Raw genomic sequence first — 22868 nt, 5'->3', positions numbered from 1 at the left:
AGAAACTACTGTCAACTTTTCGTGACACTTTCTGATTAGGATACCATTCAGTGCGTCTTGAAGTCTCTTGTGAAGACAGGCTCGGGTTAACCCGAGAACTGCTCGATATTCTCGCTTCGAAAAACATCGATTTACGTGGAATTGAAATCGATGTGATCGGCATTATTTACCTCAACTGCCCTGACATTGATTTTGAAACCTTCAGCGAGCTGATGGCGGAAATTCGTCGTATTCCGGGTGTCAAAGATGTTCGTAAAATCCAGTTCATGCCCATTGAACGCCACAACACCGAACTGATTTCGCTACTCAACAATTTGCCGGATGCGGTGCTTGCTATCGATCTCAAAGGGTCGGTGGACATGGCAAACCACGCTGCGCTTTCATTGTTTAACAAAGAGTCGCAAGAGATGATCGGCGTTCATGCATCGACATTGCTGCCCGCATTCAACTTCGCCCGTTGGGTGGATGGCAGTAAAGCGCGCGTGCGTGAAGACGTGGTGTTGGACGGCTTGGATTACGTGATGGAGTTGATGCCGGTCTACATTACCGGGGAGTCGAAAGAGTCAACGTTGGCGAGCTCGATGATGATCATTCGCCCGGCGTCAACGCATGTGGTGGCGAACGATCACTTGCCGCTGCACAACAACCTCGGCTTCGAACATTTTGTTGGCGTATCAAACCGCCACAAAGCGTTGATGAATCACGCCAAAAAACTCGCCATGCTTGATCAACCGCTGTTGCTGGAAGGGGAAACTGGTACGGGCAAAGAAATGTTGGCGCGTGCGTGTCACAATCGCTCCAACCGTGCAGGCTTACCATTTTTGGTGTTGAGCTGCGCGTCCATGCCGGATGATGTGGCGGAAACTGAACTGTTTGGCCATGCGCCCGGTTCGTTTAACCATCAGCAGGGTCACAAAGGCATTTTTGAGCAAGCCAATGGCGGCACCGTGTTCCTCGATGAAATCGGAGAAATGAGCCCCCACTTGCAAATCAAATTGTTGCGTTTCTTGCAAGACGGCACCTTCCGCCGTGTGGGAGAAGAGCACGAAGTGCACGTCGATGTGCGCGTGATTGCGTCAACACGTCACAATTTGGCGGAGCTGGCTGAATCCGGCAAATTCCGCGAAGATCTGTTTTATCGCCTCAATGTCCTGACACTGCGCATTCCACCATTGCGTGAGCGCCCGAGCGACATTCAACCACTGCTAGAACTGTTCATTGCCAAACACAGCAACAAATTGGGCATGATGAAGCCGAAGCTGGCCGACGATTTGCTGGATCAACTGGCGCAATACCAATGGCCGGGCAACATGCGTCAGTTAGACAACATGGTGCTACGCGCGCTGACGGAAATGCCGGATGGTTTGCTGACGGTCGATTACTTCCATCTGCCACAGCTTGAAACGGTGGCAACGGGCACGGCCAACATCAATTTGGACGGCTCGCTCGACGACATCATGAAAGACTACGAAGCGCAGGTGCTGGATCGCCTGTATCAATCGTTCCCGTCGAGTCGTAAATTGGCGAAACGCCTCAATGTGTCGCACACGTCGGTGGCGAATAAACTGCGTGATTACGGGATTAAGAAACGCTAATGGATGGATACAACACCTCAGGTCATGTCTACAAAGTGGATGGTGAGATTATTTTGCGCACGGCGGATTTTGATGACGCTGCGCGCATCACTCACTATTTCATCACCAACCGTGACTACCTCCAACCTTGGGAGCCCAAGCGTGAAGAGGCGTTTTTCTCAGAGCTAGGCTGGCAGCAACGCCTGATTAAGCTGCGAGAATTGCACAAAATGGCGCTGGGGTTTTATCTGTTGATTATCGATGCCGAGAGCGATGACATGCTGGGCACGATATCGTTTAGTAACATTTCACGCTTTCCGTTTTATGCGTGCAATGTGGGGTATTCGTTGGCTGAACACGCTCAGGGAAAACACATCATGACACGCGCGCTGAAGATGGCGTGCGATTACATGTTCAATGAGCAAAAGATGCACCGGGTGATGGCGTCTTACATGCCGCACAACACTCGCAGTGAAGCGGTCTTGCAGCGGCTCGGTTTTGTCATTGAAGGTCATGCCAAAGATTATCTGTTGATCGATGGTCAATGGCAGGATCACAACCTCACCGCTTTGGTAAACCCCAACTGGAAGGAATAACATGTCGTCACGAATGCAGCAGCAGTTGAACTTAGTGCTGGAATTGGATCGTCTCAAAACGGTGTTGCGTCGTACACGCGTGAAAAGCGCCGACGGCCGATTGGAAAACAGTGCCGAACACAGCTGGCATGTGGCGATGATGGCGCTGTTGATGCAAGAACACGCCAACGCGCCCGTTGATATTGACCGCGTGATCAAGATGTTGTTGATGCACGACATGGTGGAGATTGATGCGGGCGACACCTTTGTTTACGATACCGCCGCGTCTGCACAACAAGCTGAAAAAGAACTCGCTGCCGCGCAGCGTCTGTTTGGTATGTTGCCTGCCGACCAAGGCGAAGAACTGTTTGGCTTGTGGCGTGAATTTGAAGCGGCACAATCGGCGGACGCCAAGTTTGCCAAAGCGCTGGATCGCCTGATCCCGATGATGTTGAATTATCATAATCAGGGCCAGAGTTGGATCGAAAATGGCGTGTCTCGCCAACAAGCACTGACCGTGAACCGTCGCATTGACGAGGGTTCACATGCGCTGTGGGAATACGCACAGCAAATGATTGAACATGCCACCGAACAAGGTTGGCTTAAAGCCTGAAGGACATTTCATGTCGTATTTGCCTTTGGATCAGTACCAAAGAAAATGGATTTTTACTCATCAGTCTATGCCCGTTCCGGCGCAGGACCTCGAACAGATTAAACCCATGTCCCAGATGCGCGCCGCGCAGTTTTGGAAAGAAAACTTAAGCCCACAAAGTCCGGACGCAGAACGTTTTAGTTCGCAGGATTGGCCAAGCAAAGCCAGTAACTGGTGCGCGGAAGTGGATTGGATGAGCGAGTGGGAGAGTGATGACCCCGCGCTGCCCCAAGCCATTTTGGATCACATGGATTGGCAAGATGACGTGACCGTGTATTTTTGCTACGAAAAATACAACGTGATTGAGACCAAATGGTCGGTTTTCAAACGTCATTGGAAAAACTTCCTGTTTTACGATGATGGTCCCATTCTGCTGGGGCGTCGTCGCCAACAAGCCTTGTGGTTTCATACCGATGGCACGGTCAAAATTGGCCAACACAACGATTAACAAAAAACCGGCTCAGCGCCGGTTTTTTATCGGGTTTAGAAGCGGTTACAGGTGTTTGTAACCCCACGTTGTCACGATTATTCCTGCGTGATAACGACTTTTCTTTTTGTCGCAGAGAGCGTGCTGCCCATCGACGCGCTGATGATCAGCAAAATTGCTGCCCATTGCGACCAAGCAAGCGTTTCACCCAGAATCACTAAGCCGGCCATAGCGGCAATGGCCGGTTCCAAACTCATCATCACGCTAAAATGCTGCGTTGATAAACGGCTTAGCGCCATCATCTCTAAGCTGTAAGGCAGGGCGCTCGACAGCACCGCGATGGTCAATGCCATGGGTAAAATCGACCACGTAAACAGCGGGCCAGTCGCTAAACTGGCGCCAATCGGAAAGTAAATCACGGCGGCAATGGACAAGCCAATCGCCACGGTTGCGCCGCCGGAACCCACCGAGCCCGCGCGCTGACCAAACCAAATGTATCCCGCCCAGCAACCCCCGGCCGCCAGTGCCAGTGCCACACCAATCGGATCGAGCGCATCGACGCCAGACATGTCCGGCAGCAGCAATGCCAGTCCCGCCACAGCAAGGGCAATCCAGATGAAGTCACGTTTTTGGCGGGATGACAGCAACGCCAGCATCAAGGGGCCGGTGAATTCGAGCGCGACGCCAATGCCCAATGGAATCCGTTCCAGTGCAAAGTAAAACGACATCTGCATGCCGCCCAAACTTAAACCGTACACCAACATGGCACGCCATTGCGGCACACTCAGGCGCAAACGCCAAGGCCGGAAAATCATCACCAGAATGAGCGCAGACAGCGCGATGCGCAGTGCAACCGTGCCGCCAACACCGACGACCGGGAAGAACTGTTTTGCAATCGACGCACCGGATTGAATGGTCACCATGGCGCACAACAGGCAACCAACAGCAAGCAACACCGGGGATTTGTTCAAAGACATAGACACCAAAAATAAATATGAAACAGGAGGCGCAGCGATTATGCCCCAAATTATGTGTGGTGAATAGAAGCCGCCGTTTTATTTATTTGACGGCCGCGAAAAGGGCAATATTTGCTAGCTGGAACGCACTTTTGAGCACTGCTTTTCAAAGTGCTGTTAATCATTGATCTAACGCCAAACTTTTGTTTTTTGCTGCCTGATAATGAATCCATTCGTTTGGAAAATCTGATTCAAGGCAGGGTGTTTTTTTCGCCGTGCTAAACCCTCAGGAAGAGAGCTTATGATTCGCCACTACCTCAAATACATTATCCCCATCATGGTGCCATTGTTGGTGTTAGCGTTGCCCCTCAGCGCGTTTCCGTTTGACGGGCTTACCATCATTCAGCAACGGGTGATTGCAATCTTCTTGCTGGCAGCCTTGCTGTGGGTGTTTGAGCCGATTCCGATTTATGCCACGTCAGTGGTGATCATTGTGCTTGAGTTATTGATGTTGTCGGACAAAGGTTTGGTGCTGTTTCGCTTGAATCAATCGGCGCCGGAATTTGGTGGCTTATTGCATTACAGCGACATCATGGCGACGTTCGCCAGCCCGATCATCATGCTGTTTTTGGGGGGATTCTTCTTGGCCATGGCGGCGACCAAATACCGCTTGGACGTCAACTTGGCGCGGGTGCTACTCAAGCCGTTTGGTCAAAATCCTAAATACGTGATGCTCGGGTTGATGCTGATCACTGGCGTGTTCTCGATGTTTATGTCGAATACGGCAACCACCGCCATGATGTTGTCAATCCTGACGCCAGTTATTGCAGTCTTTGGCCCTAAAGACCCTGGTCGCATTGCGTTTGCGTTGTGTATTCCCGTGGCAGCCAACATTGGTGGGATTGGCACGCCAATCGGCACGCCGCCGAACGCCATTGCGCTGAAATATCTGGTGGGCGAAAACCTGATTACCTTTGGTCAATGGATGGCGTTTGGTGTGCCGTTTGTGATCATCTTGATGACGCTGGCGTGGTTCCTGATTGGCTTTATGTATAAAGCGGAGCAGACCCAGATTGAACTCAGCATCAAAGGCAAATTCCTGAAAACACCGAAAGCGCTCGTGGTGTACGCGACGTTTGCCGTCACCATCATCATGTGGCTGATGGGTTCGCTACACGGCATGAACTCGTATACGGTGGCGTTGATCCCGGTCGCAGTGTTCTCGGTGACCGGCATCATCAACAAAGAAGATTTGAAGAAAATTTCTTGGGACGTGCTGTGGCTGGTGTCCGGCGGGATCGCGCTCGGATTGGCGCTCGACAAAACGGGCCTTGCCGAATTGATGGTGAACAGCATTCCGTTTGATCAATTCTCGCCCTATGTGGTGCTTTTTGGGGCCGCGTTCTTGTGTTTGCTGATGGCCAACTTTATGTCACACACGGCGACTGCCAACTTGCTGATGCCGATCATGGCAGCACTCGGCGCATCGATGGCTTCACTGGTGCCGCTTGGCGGCGAAGTGACCCTGATTCTGGTCGTGACCTTTGCCGCATCATTGGGGATGTCACTGCCAATCAGTACGCCGCCTAACGCGCTGGCACACGCCACGGGCCATGTGCAGAGTAGCCAAATGGCACGCATCGGCGTGATCTTAGGGGTAGTTGGCGTGTTGCTGAGCTTTGTGATGGTGTGGCTGCTGCATGTGCTGGGCCACATTGGTTAACGATCGGTGGTCAACGCACCAGGGTGAAACGTCCGTGAGACACAGTCAGTGGTTAAGTGAATGAACACACAGATGCACGCATTGGTTTTGCGCTATTTCTCCAGCCCGGAACGCACGCTGCGCCTTGACAGTGGTGCGGTGGTGCTGGAACAAAACGGCTACAACGACCGTCTTTACTATGTGCGGTCGGGGGAGTTGACGGGCCATTATCAAGAGAAAGAGGGCAAGTCGATTCGCGTATTTTCCGCGTCGCAAGGCGCGTTCATCGGGGTGCACAGTTTCTTTTCGGGCAACTGGTTGGCATCGTCAACGGTAGTGGCGCAAAGTGAGGTGGAACTTGGCTGGATCGATCGCCGCACGCCAGTGGTCGATGAAGCCGATTACGGACCGCTCAGCACGCAATTCATGCCGGTGATGGTTGCCGAGCTGAATCGGCGTCAACGCCGCGCGATGCAGGAATCGGTTGCCAAAGAAAAAGCCTTGGAGCGCTTGCATACCGCCGAGCAGATGACGACTTTGGGCCAATTGGCTGCCGGGATTGCGCATGAATTGAATAACGCGATTGGCGTGGTGAGTAGCAAAACCGAACGCTTGGAAACCTTGTTTTTAGAGCTGTTGGAAGAAGTACACCCCGAAGCGAGCCAATTTTTTGATTTTGGCTTAATTCATGGACAGAAAGTCTCATCCAGCGAAGCGCGCGAACGGGGTTTGCGTTTTGAGCAGCAATACCATTTGCCGCGCAATGTGGCGCGTGAATTGGCACGTGCGGTGCCAGAACAGGCGTTGTCATCCCATTGGTTGAAGAACCCGCACTTGGCGATTCGCTACTGGCAAATGGGGCGGGACTTGCATGACTTACGTTTGGCTTCTAAACATACGGTAGGCATTGTGAAGTCAGTGAAGCAACTTGGCCGCACAGAAATCAATTTAGATGAAGACCTCGATCTGAACGATACGCTCAACCGAGCATTGGCGCTGTTGCAAAGCGATTTACGCCGCGTGTCGGTGCGCATGCGGCCGGGTATTCTGCCGGTAATCAAAGGCTCGGTCACGGAGTGGGTTCAGGTGTGGGTCAACATCATCAAAAATGCCTGCGATGCCATGCAGACCACCGCTGATCCGGCCATCGATATTCATACTCGATACAGCAAACAGCGGCTCTTCATTACGGTCGCCAACAACGGCCCAGAAATTGACGAGGCAACTCGAAGAAAGATATTTCAACCCAGCTTTACCACCAAGAAAGACGGCTTGTCGTTTGGCTTGGGGCTGGGGCTCGCCATCGTGAAACGGATTGTCTCTAGTAACGGCGGCACGATTGTGGTGAAAAGCAATCACGACACCACCATTTTTAGGATCAAACTACCTGTCGAGGATGACTATGGAGAAGCTTAATATCATTTGCGTCGATGACCAGCGAGAAGTGCTGAGCGCGGTGTTACAAGATCTCGAACCGCTGGCAAACTGGCTGAACATTGAAGATTGTGAGTCGGCTTATGAAGTGCTCGATTTGATGGACGATCTCGATGCGCAGGGAGAACACATTGCGCTGATCATTTCTGACCACGTGATGCCGGGAAAAACGGGCGTTGATTTGCTCACGGAAGTGGCGCAAGACTCGCGTTTCAGAGGCACGAAAAAAGTATTGCTCACAGGGCAAGCGACGCACACCGACACCATCAATGCCATCAATACGGCTGGTATTGATCGCTATTTCGAAAAGCCTTGGCACGCCAAAACGCTGGTTGAGTGCGTGCGCAGCCTCGTGACCGAATATGTGTTTGAGCAAGGCATGGATTACACGGAATGGCATCACGAGCTGGACCAGAAAATCGTGCTGGCCCGTTTACGATGAGGCCCGCCGTTACATCACCTGACTGTAACGTTGGGAGATGATGTTTTTCACCTGACGCATGCGCTGTTCACATTTCGCCTGAAGGAATTGGTGCAGCGCGCGCGTCGCGTGATTGAGCAAGCGCTTGTCAGCGCAAACCAAGTAGACCGGACACGGTTCCGATTGCCAATCGGGCATCAGGGGCACCAGCCGACCATCAATGATGTCCTGACTCACATCCAACAAGGATTTGTACGCCACACCGCGACCATTGATCGCCCAGCGGCGCACCACATCGCCATCGTTCGCACTGCGTTTACTTTTCACCACCACCGTGTCGGTTTCCCCCTCTTTCCAAAACGTCCATCGGTTGTGATACGTGTCAGACAGCATAAAACAGAGGCAGTGATGCGCCAGTAAATCGCTGGGTTTGGCGATGGCAGATTTGTTCGACACATAGTCGGGGCTGGCACAAACAATACGCGTGTTGCACGTGCAAATGGGCAATGCGACAAAGTTGGAATCTGGCGGTGTGCCGTAGCGAATCGCCAAATCGATCGGGCGGTGATACAAGTTGGTGATGCCGTCGGAGAGATCCAAATTGATCGAAATGTTGGGGTACAGCTCGGCAAATTCATCCAGCCATGTCAGTAGCTGATTGCGACCAAAATCGGACGGCGCGGAGAGGTTGAGCGTGCCGGAAATGTCTCCTTGCGCTTGCGCGATTTGATCGAGCCCTTCTTGAATGGTGCTGAGCGCAGTTTGGGTTTTTTGCAGCAGAATGTCGCCTTCATGGGTTAAGCGTAAGCTGCGCGTGGAGCGGACAAACAGCGCGAATCCCAACTGGGCTTCTAAACGTTTGATGGTGGCACTGATGGCTGCCGGCGTCACATCTAAACTGTGCGCGGCTTGAGAGAAACTGCCCTGACGAGCGGTTTCGACGAAAATATTGAGATCGTTTAACGCTTTCATATCGTGTCGCAAGTGGCGATAGCTGGGCGTATCACACCATAATTGATTGGCGATGAAAAGCGCCATTTCCGTTGAGGGGATGAAAACGGCGCTTAGAGAATAGCGAGATTAAGCGAGGAACTTAAGCTGGCGTGGCTGCAAATATTCAATCCAGCCTTTGTCTTGGGTTAATTTCACGAAGTGCTGAAAATGCTCGGTTTGTTCGTGTTGAGCCAATGCCGCTTCAGAACACCAAATTTCCTGCATCACAAACAAACCGGGAATGGATTCATCTTGAAACAGTTCGTATTGGCAGCAGCCATCTTCATTGCGTGACGGTTCAAGCAGCGCGCGTAATGCCTGCTCCAGATTTTCTTCTTGTCCGTGGTTGGCTTTGATTTCAGCCATCAAATGTATTGTTGCCATGTTAGCACTCCGTGATGATTTCAGTTTCTGGCCAGCGCGATTTTGGCAGCTTGGCATTAAAGTCGTCTTCTGCGCGGTAACCCAATGGCACCACCACCACGCTGGTCAAGCCTTTTTCACGCAGGCCAAATTCTTCATCCAGCACTTTAAAGTCGACCCCTTCGATAGGCACGGCGTCAATCCCCAAAGTGGACACGCCCAGCAGAACGGTTCCCACGTTCAGGTAAACTTGTTTCTCCATCCAGTGCTGTGCATCTTTCAGGTCAAAACGGTGCATGTTGACAAAGAACGAGCGGCCATTGTGCATGCCTTGTTTGGCATCTGCGTTGGCAAAGCGGCCATCCTGGTCTTCCACTTCGAGAAGATTGAGCAAGTACTCTTCGTCGATGTTGGTTTTGGCACAGAACACCAACACGTGAGACGCATTCAAAATTTTGGTTTCGTTGAAGATGTAACGATCGTGCGCAGATTTGGCGATACGTTGTTTGCCTTCTTCTGTGCTGGCAAGAATAAAGTGCCAAGGCTGTGAGTTGGTGCTGGATGGGCTAAAACGAATCAGCTCTTTAATCGCTTGTACGTGTTCATCGCTGATGCGCTTTGTGGCATCGAACGATTTCGTTGAATAACGAGATTTTGCGTGAGCAGTAATATTCATGGATTGTTCTCATTGGACAGTGATTGGCCCAAAAGATAACGTCTTGATGAATAGGGAAAAAGAGTGTTTAGCTTGAAGGACTTTCAAAAAATTTTTGAAAATCGAATCCGCGATGGACGCCAATCGTCGCCATCGCGGGGTTGTGTTAGGGTTTGTCGCTGGGTTCTTGGATCTGATACAGCTTCGATTGGTGCGCATCGCAAGTGGTGTCGCAATCGCACACTTTGTCGACGCCCACGCTCGACAAGCCGCCGCAACTGCCTTGAATGGGCTTACGGCGCATCAATACGCCGATACTCATCAACACCACCAAGATGAGAAACAGACCAAAAGCGAGTAGGTAAGTCATCGATTGTCCTTAGCGGTGAATCTTTAGCACACGCTGTAGTTTTTCTAAGGTACTCGGTTTGAGTTTAGTGACTGGTGCCGGTTTATGACAGCACGATCCCTGATGACCGCATCCTGAATGTCCTCCGCAGGTCGATTTTGCTTTATTGATTGAAGGGCGCGCGTAACTCATGCTGGTCACGGGCGTGAGGCTGCGTTCCGTGAATTGGTCGAGGTCATTGAGGGCAGGGCTGGAAAACACAGCCATTTCTGACGCAAACAGATGGCGAAGCATCGATTCGCCAATGTTTCGCACCACCACCGCTTGCACGTGATGCTGTTGCAAGAGCGTGAGCAATGCGTTCTTTTTGCCACAAGACGTGTGGCGCTCATCGCGATCGAGCGTCGTTTCAATCAATTGTTTAGTCCCCGTTTCACTCTCAAACAGCAGAAACTGCGGGGCTTTAGAAAAATGGTTACTCAGACGTTGGTTTTGAACAGGCAGCGCGTACAGCATCTCTCAGCTCCTTAATGAATGAAGTGGTCTTTATCTTGCGCCAATAATTAGCATATGCCAATTATTATTTTTGCAAATTCATGTTGGCGCGCCAATTTTGTAATTGCAGCGTGACCGGATTCAACATGACCGCTGTATCCGCGCAAGAATTGGCAAAGTTGGTGATGAAGAGCAAAGATACAGTGACGTGAACTGTATTTGTTTTTGTGCCAGCGCTAGAGTGTTTTGTAAACGTTACCAAATAAACCGGCACTTCATGCTCAAACCAAATCGGACCGGTAATCAAATACAACAGGACTTTGAAGAATGAGAACTTTTGCTCAGGTTATCTCAGCGAGAGAGTGGGAAAATCAACACATTACACATCATCATGTACTGAACGCCCATGCGCCATTGCATGCGTATCACAGCGAAGAGGCGGCGCGAACAAAGCAGCCATCTGCCAATCAACGGGTGTTAAACGGCCTTTGGAAGTTTGCGTTGTACACCAATCCTGAAAGCGTTCCCTCTGCGGTGATTGAGACAAATTTCAACGATGTTGATTGGGTGAATATCGCCGTTCCGGGCAACTGGCAATGTCAGGGATTCGATAAACCGATATACACCAACATCAAATATCCGTTTGCAGATAACCCGCCGTATGTGCCGCAAGATAACCCAACCGGTATTTATCGCACCCAGTTTAGCCTGAATGAGCACAGCGAAGCATCGCGTTACATCATCACGTTTGATGGGGTGAACTCAGCGTTTCATCTGTGGTGCAATGGCGAATGGGTAGGCTACTCACAAGACAGCCGTTTGCCCGCAGAATTTGATCTCTCCTCCTATGTGACGGAAGGGGATAACCAACTGACGGTGATGGTAATGCGTTGGTCAGATGGCTCGTATTTAGAAGATCAGGACATGTGGTGGTTGAGTGGCATTTTTCGCGATGTGACGCTCACCACCAAACCAAAGGTGTCAATTGCAGATGTCGAGATCAAGACCGAGTTGGACGCCTGTTTTCGTGACGCCTCACTCAACGTCACCACGTCGCTGAGTGAATGCACGTCGGCGTATCAAGTGGCCATTGAGCTATTTGATGCCCAAGGCCAGAGTGTGTTTGGCAAACGCCACGCGGCCACCGGACAACAGATCGTCGATGAAAAGGGCGCTTGGCAGGAACGTACCCAGCACCGAGTGCTGGTGGCGAATCCGCGTCAATGGAACGCTGAAGATCCGTACCTCTACCGGTTGGTGGTGACGCTGCATGACAGCGCGGGCGAATGCGTGGATTGCGAAGGATACGACGTTGGGTTCCGTCAGGTCGATATCACCAACGGTGTCCTGCGCGTCAATGGGCAGCCGCTGCTGATTCGGGGTGTGAATCGTCACGAACATCATCCGGAATTGGGCCATGTGATGACCCGTGACAGCATGATCCAAGACATCATTCTGATGAAGCAGCACAACTTCAATGCAGTGCGCACCGCGCATTATCCCAACCACCCGATGTGGTATGAATTGTGTGATGAATACGGGTTGTACGTCGTCGATGAAGCCAACATTGAAACCCATGGTCAGTTCCCGATGTGCCGTTTGGCCGATGATCTCACGTGGTTGAATGCCTTTTCGCGCCGCATGACCCGCATGGTCGAACGCGACAAAAACCACCCGTCTATCATCATTTGGTCGCTCGGCAATGAATCCGGAATCGGTGCCAATCATCACGCACTGTATCAATGGACCAAACAGCGCGATCCGTCGCGTCCGGTGCAATATGAGGGCGGTGGTTCCGACACCGCTGCGACGGACATCATTGCGCCGATGTATGCGCGAGTGGACACCGATCAGCGACTGGCTTCTGATCCGGCGGTCACCCCCAAACTGGCGCTGAAAAAGTGGATTGGTCTGCCGGGCGAGCAGCGCCCCCTGATTCTGTGCGAATACGCTCACGCCATGGGCAACAGTTTGGGTAATTTTCATCAGTATTGGGATGCTTTTCGCGAGTATCCGCGCCTGCAAGGTGGCTTTATCTGGGATTGGGTCGACCAAGGCTTAACCCGCACAGATGAGGATGGTCAGTCATACTGGGCGTACGGCGGTGATTTTGGCGACGAAATTAACGATCGCCAGTTTTGCATCAATGGATTGATTTTCCCTGACCGCAGCGTGCATCCAACCTTATATGAGGCCAAGCAAGCGCAGCAATTTCATCAGATTGAACTGGTCAGCACCGAGCCGCTCACCATTCGTGTGGCGAGTGAGAACCTGTTTACGACGCCCCAAGAGCGTTTGATATGGCACATTACGGAACAAGGCCATCCCATTGCTCACGGTGAGTGCGACCTAGCGTTGGCACCGCAAAGCCATGCGACGTTTGTACTGGCTGACACACTGCCGCCTGCCAACATCGGGCTGGATTATCACCTCAACGTGCGTGTCGAACTGGCGCACGATACCTTGTGGGCACCGCGCGGCCACGCGGTGTCGAGTCAGCAGTTTGAGTTGCCGGGTGTGTTTGGTTTGCCACTTGAGCAGGGCAATTTATCGGGCGTACCGAAACTTGAAAATGCGCTGAACCGCCTGAAAATTCATGCCCTAACGCAAACCATTGAGTTTGACACGCAAACCGGTGAACTCGATGCGTGGTGGGTGAATGGTGAGCAGCAACTGACGCGTGGCCTGCGAGACAACTTTTATCGTGCGCCGCTGGATAACGACATTGGCACCAGTGAAGCCAATAAAGTGGATCCAAATTCTTGGATTGCGCGCTGGGATGCCATGGGTTTACCGCACTTGAAACGCGAATGCGTGCAGTTTCGTCACCACCAGTTAAGCGATAGCTGTTGGATTGACGTGCGGTATGTCCACAGCTTTGAAGGCATGGCCGTGATTCACACACAATGGCAGTACCACATTTATGCCGATGGGGAAGTGCGACTCAGCGTGGATGTGCAAACTGCGTCTGGATTGCCGTCATTACCACGTGTGGGGATTGAACTGGCGCTAGCCGATAAGATTGACGACATCCGTTGGTTTGGTAGAGGCCCGCACGAGAATTATCCGGATCGCAAAACATCGGCGCACATCGGCGCCTATCAAGCTTCAGTGGCCGAGATGCACACGCCTTATATTTTCCCAAGCGACAGTGGATTGCGCTGCGACGTGAAAGAGAGTGTAGTGGGCGGCTTTACGGTGACTGGGCTGCACCATTTGTCGGTCAGCCGTTATGACGCGCAAGCTGTTGCCAACGCGCGCCATACTCACGAGCTACAGCCCAGTGGCAAACTGTGGGTACGGTTGGATGCCGAGCACATGGGGGTCGGCGGCGACGACTCTTGGACGCCAAGCGTTCATCTGCAATATCAACTGCTCAAACGTCATTATCATTATCAATTCACCTTGGCATTTCGTTAAGCAGTGTCGCAAATTCAAGGGGAGCGGCTTGCTCCCCGAATGCACTCGCGCTACATTGTAAACGTTTACTTAACCCTGCCTCATGGCCGTCTCATTTCGTCTGCAAAATTCGATCATCACCCCCTGCGAAAAAGAGAACCGGATCTCGCTGTTACACTGTGTTACGTTGGCGGCTCTTATTTGTAATTGGCTTCAAAATATTTAAACAAAATTTTACATTTAGATGCGATTGCAACCAAAACATTAACTGCTTCACATTAATTGTCCTTTTGCTCACTATACTTGGCCAAGTAAACGTTTCCATGCAAGTTGCATTTCGATAACGTTTGTCCCCTACATCTATATAACAAAACAACAAATAGGACTTGTTCAATGAGAAAGTTAACTGTACTCGCGATGCTGACTGCCGGCATGGGCTTCGGTTCTCAAGCAATGGCTGACACCACCGTAGGTTTTACCATCTACAAATACGACGACAACTTCATGTCGGTCGTGCGTCAAGCGATTGAGAAAGAAGCAGCAGCAGATAGCAACACTCGCATCCTGATGAACGACTCTCAAAACAGCCAATCGATGCAGAACGACCAAATTGACGTCATGCTGGCTCGTGGTGTGCAAGCGCTAGCTGTCAACTTGGTTGACCCAGCGGCCGCGAAAACCATCATCCAAAAGGCGAAAATGGACGATGTACCCGTGGTGTTCTACAACAAAGAACCAAGCGCGGATGCGATGGCAAGTTACGACAAAGTATTCTACGTCGGTACGGACTCGAAAGAGTCTGGCATCATTCAAGGTGACTTGATTTCTCAGCAGTGGAAAGCAAACCCATCTTGGGACAAGAATGGTGACGGCGTACTGCAATACGTGATGCTGAAAGGCGAACCAGGCCACCCAGACGCGGAAGCGCGTACCACCTATTCTGTGAAAACCATCAACGAAAACGGCATCAAAACCGAACAATTGCACATGGATACCGGCATGTGGGATACCGCGATGGCAAAAGACAAGATGGATGCATGGTTGTCTGGCCCGAACGGTGCGAAGATCGAAGTGGTCATCGCAAACAACGACGGCATGGCGATGGGTGCAGTTGAAGCCCTGCGTGGCGCGGGCGCGAAAATCCCAGTCTTTGGTGTCGATGCGTTGAGCGAAGCGCTGGCGCTGGTGAAATCAGGCGACATGGCGGGTACGGTGCTAAATGACGCGGATTCACAAGCCAAAGCGACCTTTGAACTGGCGCGTAACCTGGCGGAAGGCAAAGAGCCAACCGCAGGCACCCAATGGCAAATGGTGAACAAAGTGGTTCGTGTACCTTACGTGGGCGTGGATAAATCGACCCTCGAATAATGTACGGATTTGGGGGAGGGCATGTGCGCTCCCCAATACCACTTTAACCAATCACCTTTACCCACGATGCAATCAAACGACACACAGATCATGCGCGATGGCATGAGGTCAGGTTTCGTTTGTTCATCGTCGGGAATATGTATCTAAGCGATATTTATTGGTTCTCGTTTAAAAACAGAAAAGTGATGCCATGGTCGATCAAACACATGAATTCCTGTTAGAAATGACAGGCGTGAGCAAATCATTTCCAGGCGTAAAAGCATTGGACCGCGTCAATTTAAAAGTACGTCCGCATTCCGTCCATGCACTGATGGGAGAAAACGGTGCGGGTAAATCGACGCTGTTGAAATGTTTGTTTGGAATCTATGAAAAAGATGAAGGCGATATTCTTTTCTTAGGAAAGCATATTAATTTCTCATCATCAAAAGAGGCCCTGGAATCTGGCGTTTCCATGGTGCACCAAGAATTAAACCAAGTAAAACAGTGTTCAGTGATGGACAATATTTGGCTTGGCCGTTATCCGAAAAAAGGTTTATTTGTCGATCACGATAAAATGTATCGGGATACCAAAGCTATTTTCGAAGAACTCGATATTCATATCGACCCGAAAGTGAAAGTTGCCACGTTATCGGTTTCGCAAATGCAAATGCTGGAAATCGCCAAAGCATTCTCTTACGACGCGAAAGTGGTGATCATGGACGAACCCACGTCCTCACTGACGGAAAAAGAAGTCAATCACCTGTTCACCATCATCAACAAGCTGAAAGAGAAAGGCTGTGGCGTGGTGTACATTTCGCACAAGATGGAAGAGATATTCTCCATTTGTGATGAAATCACGATCCTGCGTGATGGCCAGTGGGTGGAAACGCGTCCGCTGAAAGGCCTCGATATGGATCAGATCATCGCGATGATGGTGGGCCGTGAACTGACGCACCGTTTCCCGGAAAAAACCAACACACCGAAAGATGTCATTTTGGAAGTGAAAAACCTGACCGCGTTGAATCAGCCGTCGATCAGCGACATTTCGTTTGACCTACGCGCTGGCGAAATATTGGGCGTTGCGGGGCTGGTGGGATCGCGCAGAACCGACATTGTTGAAACCATTTTTGGTGTGCGCGAACGCAGTGAAGGGCATATTCAACTCCATGGTCGCGAGATGAAAAACCGCGATGCCCATGAAGCGATTCGCAACGGTTTTGCTTTGGTGACAGAAGAGCGTCGCTCGACAGGCATCTACAGTAACTTGGACATTACGTTCAACTCACTGGTGGCCAACGTCGATGAGTACAAAACCCCTTATGGTCTGCTGAGCGACAAAAAAATGAAGAGCGATACGCAGTGGGTGATTGACTCCATGCGAGTGAAAACGCCATCGCATCAAACTTCGATCGGTTCTTTGTCGGGCGGCAACCAACAGAAAGTCATTATTGGTCGCTGGCTGTTAACCCAACCTGAAATATTAATGTTGGATGAACCGACTCGCGGCATTGATGTGGGCGCGAAGTTCGAAATTTATCAACTGATTCTGGAACTGGCGAAGAAAAATAAAGGCATCATTATTATTTCCTCTGAAATGCCAGAGTTATTAGGAATTACAGACCGTATTTTAGTGATGAGTAACGGTCGTGCCGCAGGTATTGTGAATACCAAAGAAACCACACAAAACGAAATATTAGAGCTAGCCTCTCGTTACCTCTAGGGAATGTATTATGGATGCAGTTAAATCTTTTGCACTAAAGCATTTAAAAGAAGGCGCGATCTACGCAGTATTATTTGTATTGCTCGCCGTGATCGTGATTCAGGAGCCTTCTTTCTTAAGTCTTCGTAACCTGAGTAATATTCTGACTCAGTCTTCCGTGCGCATTATTATCGCACTGGGTGTTGCGGGGTTGATTGTCACGCAGGGCACCGACCTTTCCGCCGGTCGTCAGGTGGGTTTGGCTGCGGTGATTTCCGCGACCTTGCTTCAATCCATCGACAACGTGAACAAGGTGTTCCCCAGTATTGGTGAAGTGCCCATCATTGCCGTCATCATCTGCGTGTGTCTGATCGGTGCCATCATTGGCTTGGTCAATGGTGTGATTGTCGCTTACCTCAAAGTGACGCCATTTATCGCCACATTGGGCACGATGATCATCGTGTACGGTATCAACTCGCTTTACTACGACGCGGTTGGCGCATCACCCATTGCTGGCTTTGATGACCGCTTCACGGCATTCACCCAAGGCTTTATTCGAATCGGCGGGTTCAGGTTCTCCTACATCACCTTCTACGCCATTATTGCGACGGTGTTCATGTGGATTCTGTGGAACAAAACCGTGTTCGGCAAAAACATTTTTGCGGTCGGGGGCAACCCTGAAGCTGCGAAAGTATCCGGTGTGAACGTGCCACTGACGTTGCTGAAAGTGTATGCATTGTCAGGTGTCTTCTATGCATTCGGGGGGATGCTGGAAGCGGGACGTATCGGTAGCGCAACCAACAACTTGGGCTTTTTGTACGAGCTCGACGCCATCGCAGCGTGTGTGGTTGGTGGCGTGTCCTTCGCGGGCGGTGTGGGGAGCATCGCTGGCGTGGTAACGGGGGTTTTGATCTTTACCGTTATTAACTACGGTATGACGTACATTGGGGTCAGCCCTTACTGGCAATACATCATCAAGGGTTCCATCATCGTCTTCGCGGTGGCACTGGACTCGATGAAGTACGCCAATAAAAAGTAAAACTAACGACACAGTTGCTGCTGGTTCAAAACCGCTCCCTCGGGAGCGGTTTTTCTTTTTCTGTTTCTTTTGTCAGCAACATGATCGTCAAACTCATTGCATGACGTCTAAAACTGACTCACATCCAAATCAACCGCATCACCCAGCCACGATGCGTGCGTGGTGTGATCGGCCAAATCATCGCCGGTATCGGCATGCACCAACACACTCAATTCGCCGCGTTGCTGATCCAGCCATGGAATGAACTGATCGAAATCGTCATGGCTGAACAAAATCTGATAGCTCCACATGGTATGCGGGCCAACGAGACGTTGATGTAGTCGGCCCAGTTGGAGCGGGAACGTTTGTCCGATGCGCTCATACAAGCGGGTCGCAAACGCCAATGTGTTGGCATCAAAGTACACATGCGCGTGGTACATCGCATGGTCGTTCACGGGTCTTTTTTCTGTTTTCACGGCGTCACACTTCATTTGAATGGAGACACGCCGCCGCTCATGGGATTGATTTCCATGCATTTGGCAGGGCGCTTTTTTGATGCGGGGAGGGTAACACACTCGGCGGGAAAGTCAGGGGAAACGTGAACAACTTGCGTCTGCGGCAACGCTTTGTGTGTCACACGGCGAGACGAAAAAGCCCGACCAATTGGCCGGGCTGAATCACGTTCACGGAATTATTCGTGTGCTTTATTTGAATTGCAGGATTTTGATGAGGTTGAATGGCCACGCAGTTTGTTGACCACCATCATCACGATTGGACTAGCCAGAATCACCACCGACAGGGCTGTAAACGCCAGCGTGATCGGACGCTCCCACAAGAAGCTCAGTTCGCCATCGGTAATCATCAGCGCGCGGCGCAGGTTTTCTTCCATCAGGCCGCCAAGGATAAAGCCCAACAATAACGGCGCGAGCGGGAAGTTTGCCAAGCGCAGCGCAATCGCACCCATCGCGACAAGCAGCATGATGAAGACATCCATGGTGTTGAACGACACCAGATATACACCGGTGATGGAGAAAAACAGAATCATCGGCAGCAGCACGGTGCGAGGCACGGCCAGCAGCTTCGAAATGTACGGAATCAGCGGCAGGTTGAGGATCAGCAACACAATGTTCCCCACGTACATCGAGATGATGACGGACCAGAACACATCCGGGTGATCGACAAACAGACGTGGGCCGGGTTGGATGCCGTAAGCAAGCAGTGCGCCGAGCATGATCGCGGTGGTGCCTGAACCCGGAATCCCCAGCGTGAGTAGCGGAACAAATGATCCACTAGACGCTGCATTGTTGGCGGATTCTGGCGCGACCAGACCGCGAATGGAGCCGTGCCCAAACTCTTCGCGTTTGTCTTTCGGCGCCAGATTACGCTCCATGCCGTAGCTGAGGAAGGCGGCAATGGTTGCGCCTGCGCCCGGTAGTACGCCGGTAAAGAAGCCAAGGATAGAAGAACGAATCGACACAGGCGCCGCTTCACGCACTTCTTCTTTGGTGATCTTCATGCTGCCGATGTTGCTCAACTTGCTGTTTTCTTCATCGCGCGTGTCGGATTCAGGTTTCAAAATGCCCATCAAGGTTTCGCCTAAAGCAAAGGTCGCCATGGCGAGCAGCAGGAAGCTAAAACCGTCCATTAGGTCAGTGAGGCCGAAGGTGAAGCGTTCTACCCCCACGCCTTTATCGATACCCACTGTTGAGAGCATCAAGCCCAAAATGGTCATCATCCACGCTTTGATCACTTGCCCTTTGCCCGCGAACGCGGCCACGGCAGACAAGCCCAGCAGCATCAACGCAAAGTAGTCGGCCGACTGGAAACTCAGAGAAACCTGAGCCAGTGCAGGTGCAGCGACCAACAGCATGATGGCCGACAGTGTCCCGCCCGTGAATGAGGCATAGGCCGCCAGTGCCAAGGCTTTACCCGCTTGGCCTTTTTGCGCCATCGGGTAGCCGTCAAACGCGGTTACCACAGTCGATGAACAGCCCGGCGCGTTGATCAGAATTGATGACGTGGAGCCGCCAAAAATGGCGCCATAGTACACGCCCGCCATCAGAATCAGACCGGATGACGGTTCGAGACCGTAAGTAATCGGAATCATCAACGCGATGGCGGAGATAGGGCCAAGGCCCGGTAGCATCCCGATGAAGGTTCCTACGAAACAGCCGACGATCACCATCAGCAGGTTAAAAGGCATGACTGCAGTCGACAGTCCTTGCAAAATTCCGTCTAACATAATCCTTTCCTACCAAAGCGTGAAAATCAGACCCGGTTCCAGATACACATCCAAACCTTGAGTCAGCAGTAAATAAAAGGCGATCACAAACGGGAACGATGCACCGAATAGAATCGATTTACGGCGTTCACCCAGAATGTAGAAGCCTGCCATGAGGAAGAAACCGGTCGCCAGCACAAAGCCAAGATAGGTTAATCCTGCGCCGTAGAGCGCCATCAGCACCAAAAAGCCAATCAGCAGTTTCCAGTTGAACGACATCACTGCGCCGCTCTTTTTGTCCGGTTGACCAACCACTAACAACAGCAGTGACAAGCCGACACCGGCGTAAGTGAGCAGGGTCGGGAGGGTGCGCGCGGTAAACGGTTCGTACTCGTCGCCGGGAAACATAGGAATGAGTGTGCTTTGATAGCCGTAGCACAGGCTAAGGACAAGAAAGATCATCGCGCCGACGCGATCGCGGCACAGTAGATATTCCTTGCTGAATAATTTGGTTGGCAGATCCGACATATCCAACTCCATGACATCAGGTAGTGGTGAAGAAAAGGCCGCAGACAAGCGGAGTTAACGAAGGAATTAACTAAGGGTAAACGGATTGCTGCTAGTCAAAACATCTACCAAAACAAAGGAGTAATTTTTCGCTCGTCTGCGGCAAAGGTGCTGGAACGAGGCAACACTCGGTTGCCCGTTCCGTTGTTTGTGGAGAAAACGCAGCGTTATTTGAGGAAGCCCAGTTCACGCATCAGGTCGCCCATCTGCTTTTCCTGATCTTCGAGGAAAGCGAAGAACTCTTTATCCGCTTTGTAGCTGTCAATCCAGCCGTTGCGGTCACGAACCACTTTCCACTCATCTGTGTCGTACATTTTCTTCAGCGCGACGTTCCATTCATCAATCTTTTCTTGGCTGACACCCGGTGCGGCGAAGAAACCACGCCAGTTCGCAAACACAGTTGGGTTGTTGTATTCAGACAAGGTTGGAATGTTTGGCGCAACGTCCAAGCGTTTCGGGGCGGTGATTGCGAGGATCTTTACCTGACCGCTTTTCGACATTTCGAGCACTTCACCAAGGCCGGTGGAGAGGACTTGTGTTTCGCCAGACAGCAATGCTGCCATCGCTTTACCGCCCGCATCGTAGGCGATGTAACGCACTTCTTTTGGATCGAGCCCTTGGCCTTTGAATGCCGCTGCGGCGACAAGGTGGTCCATACTGCCGCGTGCAGAACCGCCCGCGATTTTCACTTTGCGTGGGTTGTCTTTAAAGTCGGCAACCACTTCTTCCCAGCTGTTGTATTTGGAATCACCCGCAACCACGAACGCGCCGTAATCGGACACGGTCGCTGCCACTGGGGTTAAATCACGGAACGATTGTGGGAAAACGCCGGAGAGCGAACGCACCACGATGGGCGTTGAGTTCACCATCAGCGTGTCTTCTTGACGATCAGCCGTCTCGATCAGGTGTGCAATGGCTTTACCGCCGCCGCCGCCCGAAAGGTTTTGATAGGAAACATTGTCGATCAGGTGTGTTTTCATCAGCACGTCACCGGTGCCACGGGCAGTCATGTCCCAGCCACCGCCTGCGCCGCCGGGGATCAGAAAGTGGATTTTTTCCAGATCCGCTGCCAGAGCAGAGAAAGAGAAGGTGGCGGCAAGCAGCGACGCTGCGAGGGTCGGTTTGAAATGCTTCAACATATTCACGTTCCTTATGTAGGTGCATCATCCAGAGGTATGACGCTTATCGTTATCATCGCGGTAGCAGGGCAGAAGTTTGCTACCGTGTTATTGTAGGTTAAGAATGTGTTAATGGTTTGTCTCTAAAGCGGAGATAAAAACATTATTGGGCATAAAGGGAGTTATGTTCATAAAGTTCACGGCACATTCGTCCGCATCGCCCTGCGCAATTTTGTTCAATATTGTCCCGTTTCCGCTGGTTACTATCACCCCGTGAAAACGCACGAAAGGACGGGATGATGGTTTCTTTATTAAGCGCAATGGCGCTGTTTGCTTTTGTTGGGGCGGTCTCTCCAGGACCGGTGAATGTGATGGCGACTTACGCGGGCGCGCAGTTTGGCTGGCGCAAAGCGTCCATCCATGTGTTGGGTGCCTCCGTGGCTTACGTGTTGGTGGTGTTTATCTGTGGCGTGGCACTTGGCGAAATGAGCCAAGGCATCCCGCTGCTGGTGCCGGTTATGCGTTGGGTGGGCAGTTTGTATTTGCTCTATTTGGCCGTACGTATCCTGCTGGCTAAGGATTTGGGGCTCAACTCCAATCCGCAAATGGCGATGAAAGCGCTGTTTGTGCAAGGCAGTTTGATACAATTACTCAACCCAAAAGCGTGGATTTTTGCCAGTTCCGGGGTTAGCTTGTATGTTTTGAATCAGGTGAACACGCATTCGGCATTGGGATGGTTTTGCTCGCTGTCGCTGGTGATCTGTTTTATTGGTGTGGGGGTGTGGGCAGTGCTCGGCCAATCGGTCGCGCAGTGGCTCAATTCACCACGGTGTCAACGCTGGTTTCAACTCATTTTGGCGGCGATGTTCTGTGGGTCGATGGTCATCATCTGGATGTGAGGAT

General features: G+C 51.4%; 22 protein-coding genes. 12 read left to right on the top strand and 10 right to left on the bottom strand.

What is annotated here, in order from left to right:
- Positions 1–50 precede the first annotated feature (50 nt).
- The 4 genes from tyrR to ACS18Q_RS07750 are packed head-to-tail and all read left to right on the top strand — an operon-like array spanning position 51 to position 3249.
- Positions 51–1595 (top strand): transcriptional regulator TyrR, encoded by a 1545-nt coding sequence (tyrR, locus tag ACS18Q_RS07765; protein WP_004725743.1) that lies wholly within the window; start codon positions 51–53, stop codon positions 1593–1595.
- Positions 1595–2170 carry a ribosomal protein S5-alanine N-acetyltransferase gene (gene rimJ, locus ACS18Q_RS07760; RefSeq protein WP_014205016.1) on the top strand — a complete coding sequence of 192 codons (576 nt, stop codon included), beginning with the start codon at positions 1595–1597 and terminating at the stop codon, positions 2168–2170. The genes tyrR and rimJ overlap by 1 nt, the downstream gene beginning before the upstream one ends.
- Before the next feature lies 1 nt (position 2171).
- Entirely contained in the window at positions 2172–2762 is a 591-nt protein-coding gene (locus tag ACS18Q_RS07755) for an HD domain-containing protein (protein WP_441256880.1), read from the top strand.
- Positions 2763–2772: 10 nt separating this feature from the next.
- Complete coding sequence (locus ACS18Q_RS07750; RefSeq protein ID WP_143678957.1) at positions 2773–3249, top strand: DUF2947 domain-containing protein; 477 nt, start codon at positions 2773–2775, stop codon at positions 3247–3249.
- A 77-nt stretch (positions 3250–3326) separates the two neighbouring features.
- Here the strand turns inward: ACS18Q_RS07750 and ACS18Q_RS07745 are convergent, their stop codons facing one another.
- Complete coding sequence (locus tag ACS18Q_RS07745) at positions 3327–4205, bottom strand: EamA family transporter (RefSeq protein WP_004725753.1); 879 nt, start codon at positions 4203–4205, stop codon at positions 3327–3329.
- 283 nt (positions 4206–4488) lie between these two features.
- Between ACS18Q_RS07745 and ACS18Q_RS07740 the strand changes: the two genes are divergently transcribed.
- The 3 genes from ACS18Q_RS07740 to ACS18Q_RS07730 all read left to right on the top strand — a co-directional run bounded on the left by ACS18Q_RS07740 (position 4489) and on the right by ACS18Q_RS07730 (position 7762).
- The gene (locus ACS18Q_RS07740; RefSeq protein ID WP_172475424.1) at positions 4489–5907 is read left to right on the top strand and encodes an SLC13 family permease; all 1419 of its coding nucleotides are present in this window, start codon (positions 4489–4491) and stop codon (positions 5905–5907) included.
- 72 nt (positions 5908–5979) lie between these two features.
- Positions 5980–7302 carry an ATP-binding protein gene (locus ACS18Q_RS07735; protein WP_441256879.1) on the top strand — a complete coding sequence of 441 codons (1323 nt, stop codon included), beginning with the start codon at positions 5980–5982 and terminating at the stop codon, positions 7300–7302.
- A complete protein-coding gene (locus ACS18Q_RS07730; protein ID WP_014205019.1) occupies positions 7289–7762 on the top strand; it encodes a response regulator in 474 nt (157 codons plus the stop codon). Before ACS18Q_RS07735 ends, ACS18Q_RS07730 begins: the two co-directional genes overlap by 14 nt.
- Before the next feature lie 9 nt (positions 7763–7771).
- Here ACS18Q_RS07730 and ACS18Q_RS07725 read toward each other — a convergent pair whose 3' ends face one another.
- The 5 genes from ACS18Q_RS07725 to ACS18Q_RS07705 all read right to left on the bottom strand — a co-directional run bounded on the left by ACS18Q_RS07725 (position 7772) and on the right by ACS18Q_RS07705 (position 10617).
- A complete protein-coding gene (locus ACS18Q_RS07725) occupies positions 7772–8713 on the bottom strand; it encodes a LysR substrate-binding domain-containing protein (RefSeq protein ID WP_441256878.1) in 942 nt (313 codons plus the stop codon).
- A gap of 108 nt (positions 8714–8821) precedes the next feature.
- Positions 8822–9118, bottom strand: a complete 297-nt coding sequence (locus ACS18Q_RS07720) for a putative quinol monooxygenase (protein ID WP_154181201.1) — start codon at positions 9116–9118, stop codon at positions 8822–8824.
- A gap of 1 nt (position 9119) precedes the next feature.
- Positions 9120–9773 carry an oxygen-insensitive NAD(P)H-dependent nitroreductase NfsB gene (locus tag ACS18Q_RS07715; RefSeq protein WP_014205021.1) on the bottom strand — a complete coding sequence of 218 codons (654 nt, stop codon included), beginning with the start codon at positions 9771–9773 and terminating at the stop codon, positions 9120–9122.
- A gap of 145 nt (positions 9774–9918) precedes the next feature.
- Complete coding sequence (nqrM, locus tag ACS18Q_RS07710; RefSeq protein WP_004725763.1) at positions 9919–10122, bottom strand: (Na+)-NQR maturation NqrM; 204 nt, start codon at positions 10120–10122, stop codon at positions 9919–9921.
- A gap of 9 nt (positions 10123–10131) precedes the next feature.
- Positions 10132–10617: a NifB/NifX family molybdenum-iron cluster-binding protein gene (locus ACS18Q_RS07705; RefSeq protein WP_004725766.1), complete on the bottom strand. Its 486-nt coding sequence runs from the start codon at positions 10615–10617 to the stop codon at positions 10132–10134.
- A 306-nt stretch (positions 10618–10923) separates the two neighbouring features.
- On the opposite strand from ACS18Q_RS07705, the gene ACS18Q_RS07700 reads away from it, so the two are divergent.
- The 4 genes from ACS18Q_RS07700 (at position 10924) to mglC (ending at position 18080) form a co-directional block, all read left to right on the top strand.
- The gene (locus tag ACS18Q_RS07700) at positions 10924–14016 is read left to right on the top strand and encodes a beta-galactosidase (protein WP_441256877.1); all 3093 of its coding nucleotides are present in this window, start codon (positions 10924–10926) and stop codon (positions 14014–14016) included.
- Between the two features lie 372 nt (positions 14017–14388).
- On the top strand, positions 14389–15363 hold the full coding sequence (gene mglB / locus ACS18Q_RS07695; RefSeq protein ID WP_004725769.1) for a galactose/glucose ABC transporter substrate-binding protein MglB: 975 nt from the start codon (positions 14389–14391) through the stop codon (positions 15361–15363).
- 190 nt (positions 15364–15553) lie between these two features.
- Positions 15554–17062 (top strand): galactose/methyl galactoside ABC transporter ATP-binding protein MglA, encoded by a 1509-nt coding sequence (mglA, locus tag ACS18Q_RS07690; protein ID WP_004725771.1) that lies wholly within the window; start codon positions 15554–15556, stop codon positions 17060–17062.
- A gap of 10 nt (positions 17063–17072) precedes the next feature.
- The gene (gene mglC / locus ACS18Q_RS07685) at positions 17073–18080 is read left to right on the top strand and encodes a galactose/methyl galactoside ABC transporter permease MglC (RefSeq protein ID WP_004725773.1); all 1008 of its coding nucleotides are present in this window, start codon (positions 17073–17075) and stop codon (positions 18078–18080) included.
- Between the two features lie 107 nt (positions 18081–18187).
- On the opposite strand, the gene ACS18Q_RS07680 is transcribed toward mglC, so the two are convergent.
- The 4 genes from ACS18Q_RS07680 to ACS18Q_RS07665 form a co-directional block, all read right to left on the bottom strand.
- Complete coding sequence (locus ACS18Q_RS07680) at positions 18188–18499, bottom strand: DOPA 4,5-dioxygenase family protein (RefSeq protein ID WP_441257631.1); 312 nt, start codon at positions 18497–18499, stop codon at positions 18188–18190.
- Positions 18500–18750: 251 nt separating this feature from the next.
- Positions 18751–20301, bottom strand: a complete 1551-nt coding sequence (locus tag ACS18Q_RS07675; RefSeq protein ID WP_154181197.1) for a tripartite tricarboxylate transporter permease — start codon at positions 20299–20301, stop codon at positions 18751–18753.
- A gap of 9 nt (positions 20302–20310) precedes the next feature.
- Complete coding sequence (locus tag ACS18Q_RS07670; RefSeq protein ID WP_004725779.1) at positions 20311–20808, bottom strand: tripartite tricarboxylate transporter TctB family protein; 498 nt, start codon at positions 20806–20808, stop codon at positions 20311–20313.
- Between the two features lie 206 nt (positions 20809–21014).
- Positions 21015–21986 carry a tripartite tricarboxylate transporter substrate binding protein gene (locus ACS18Q_RS07665; protein WP_004725780.1) on the bottom strand — a complete coding sequence of 324 codons (972 nt, stop codon included), beginning with the start codon at positions 21984–21986 and terminating at the stop codon, positions 21015–21017.
- 275 nt (positions 21987–22261) lie between these two features.
- Here ACS18Q_RS07665 and ACS18Q_RS07660 point away from each other — a divergent pair, with 275 nt between their 5' ends.
- On the top strand, positions 22262–22864 hold the full coding sequence (locus ACS18Q_RS07660) for a LysE family translocator (protein WP_441256876.1): 603 nt from the start codon (positions 22262–22264) through the stop codon (positions 22862–22864).
- Positions 22865–22868: the final 4 nt, after the last annotated feature.

The sequence above is a fragment of the Vibrio sp. Vf1514 genome, assembly GCF_052076135.1.
GTDB classification, from domain to species: domain Bacteria; phylum Pseudomonadota; class Gammaproteobacteria; order Enterobacterales; family Vibrionaceae; genus Vibrio; species Vibrio furnissii.
Note: the sequence above shows the minus strand (reverse complement) of the source record. Positions and strands in the feature narration are given on the sequence as shown.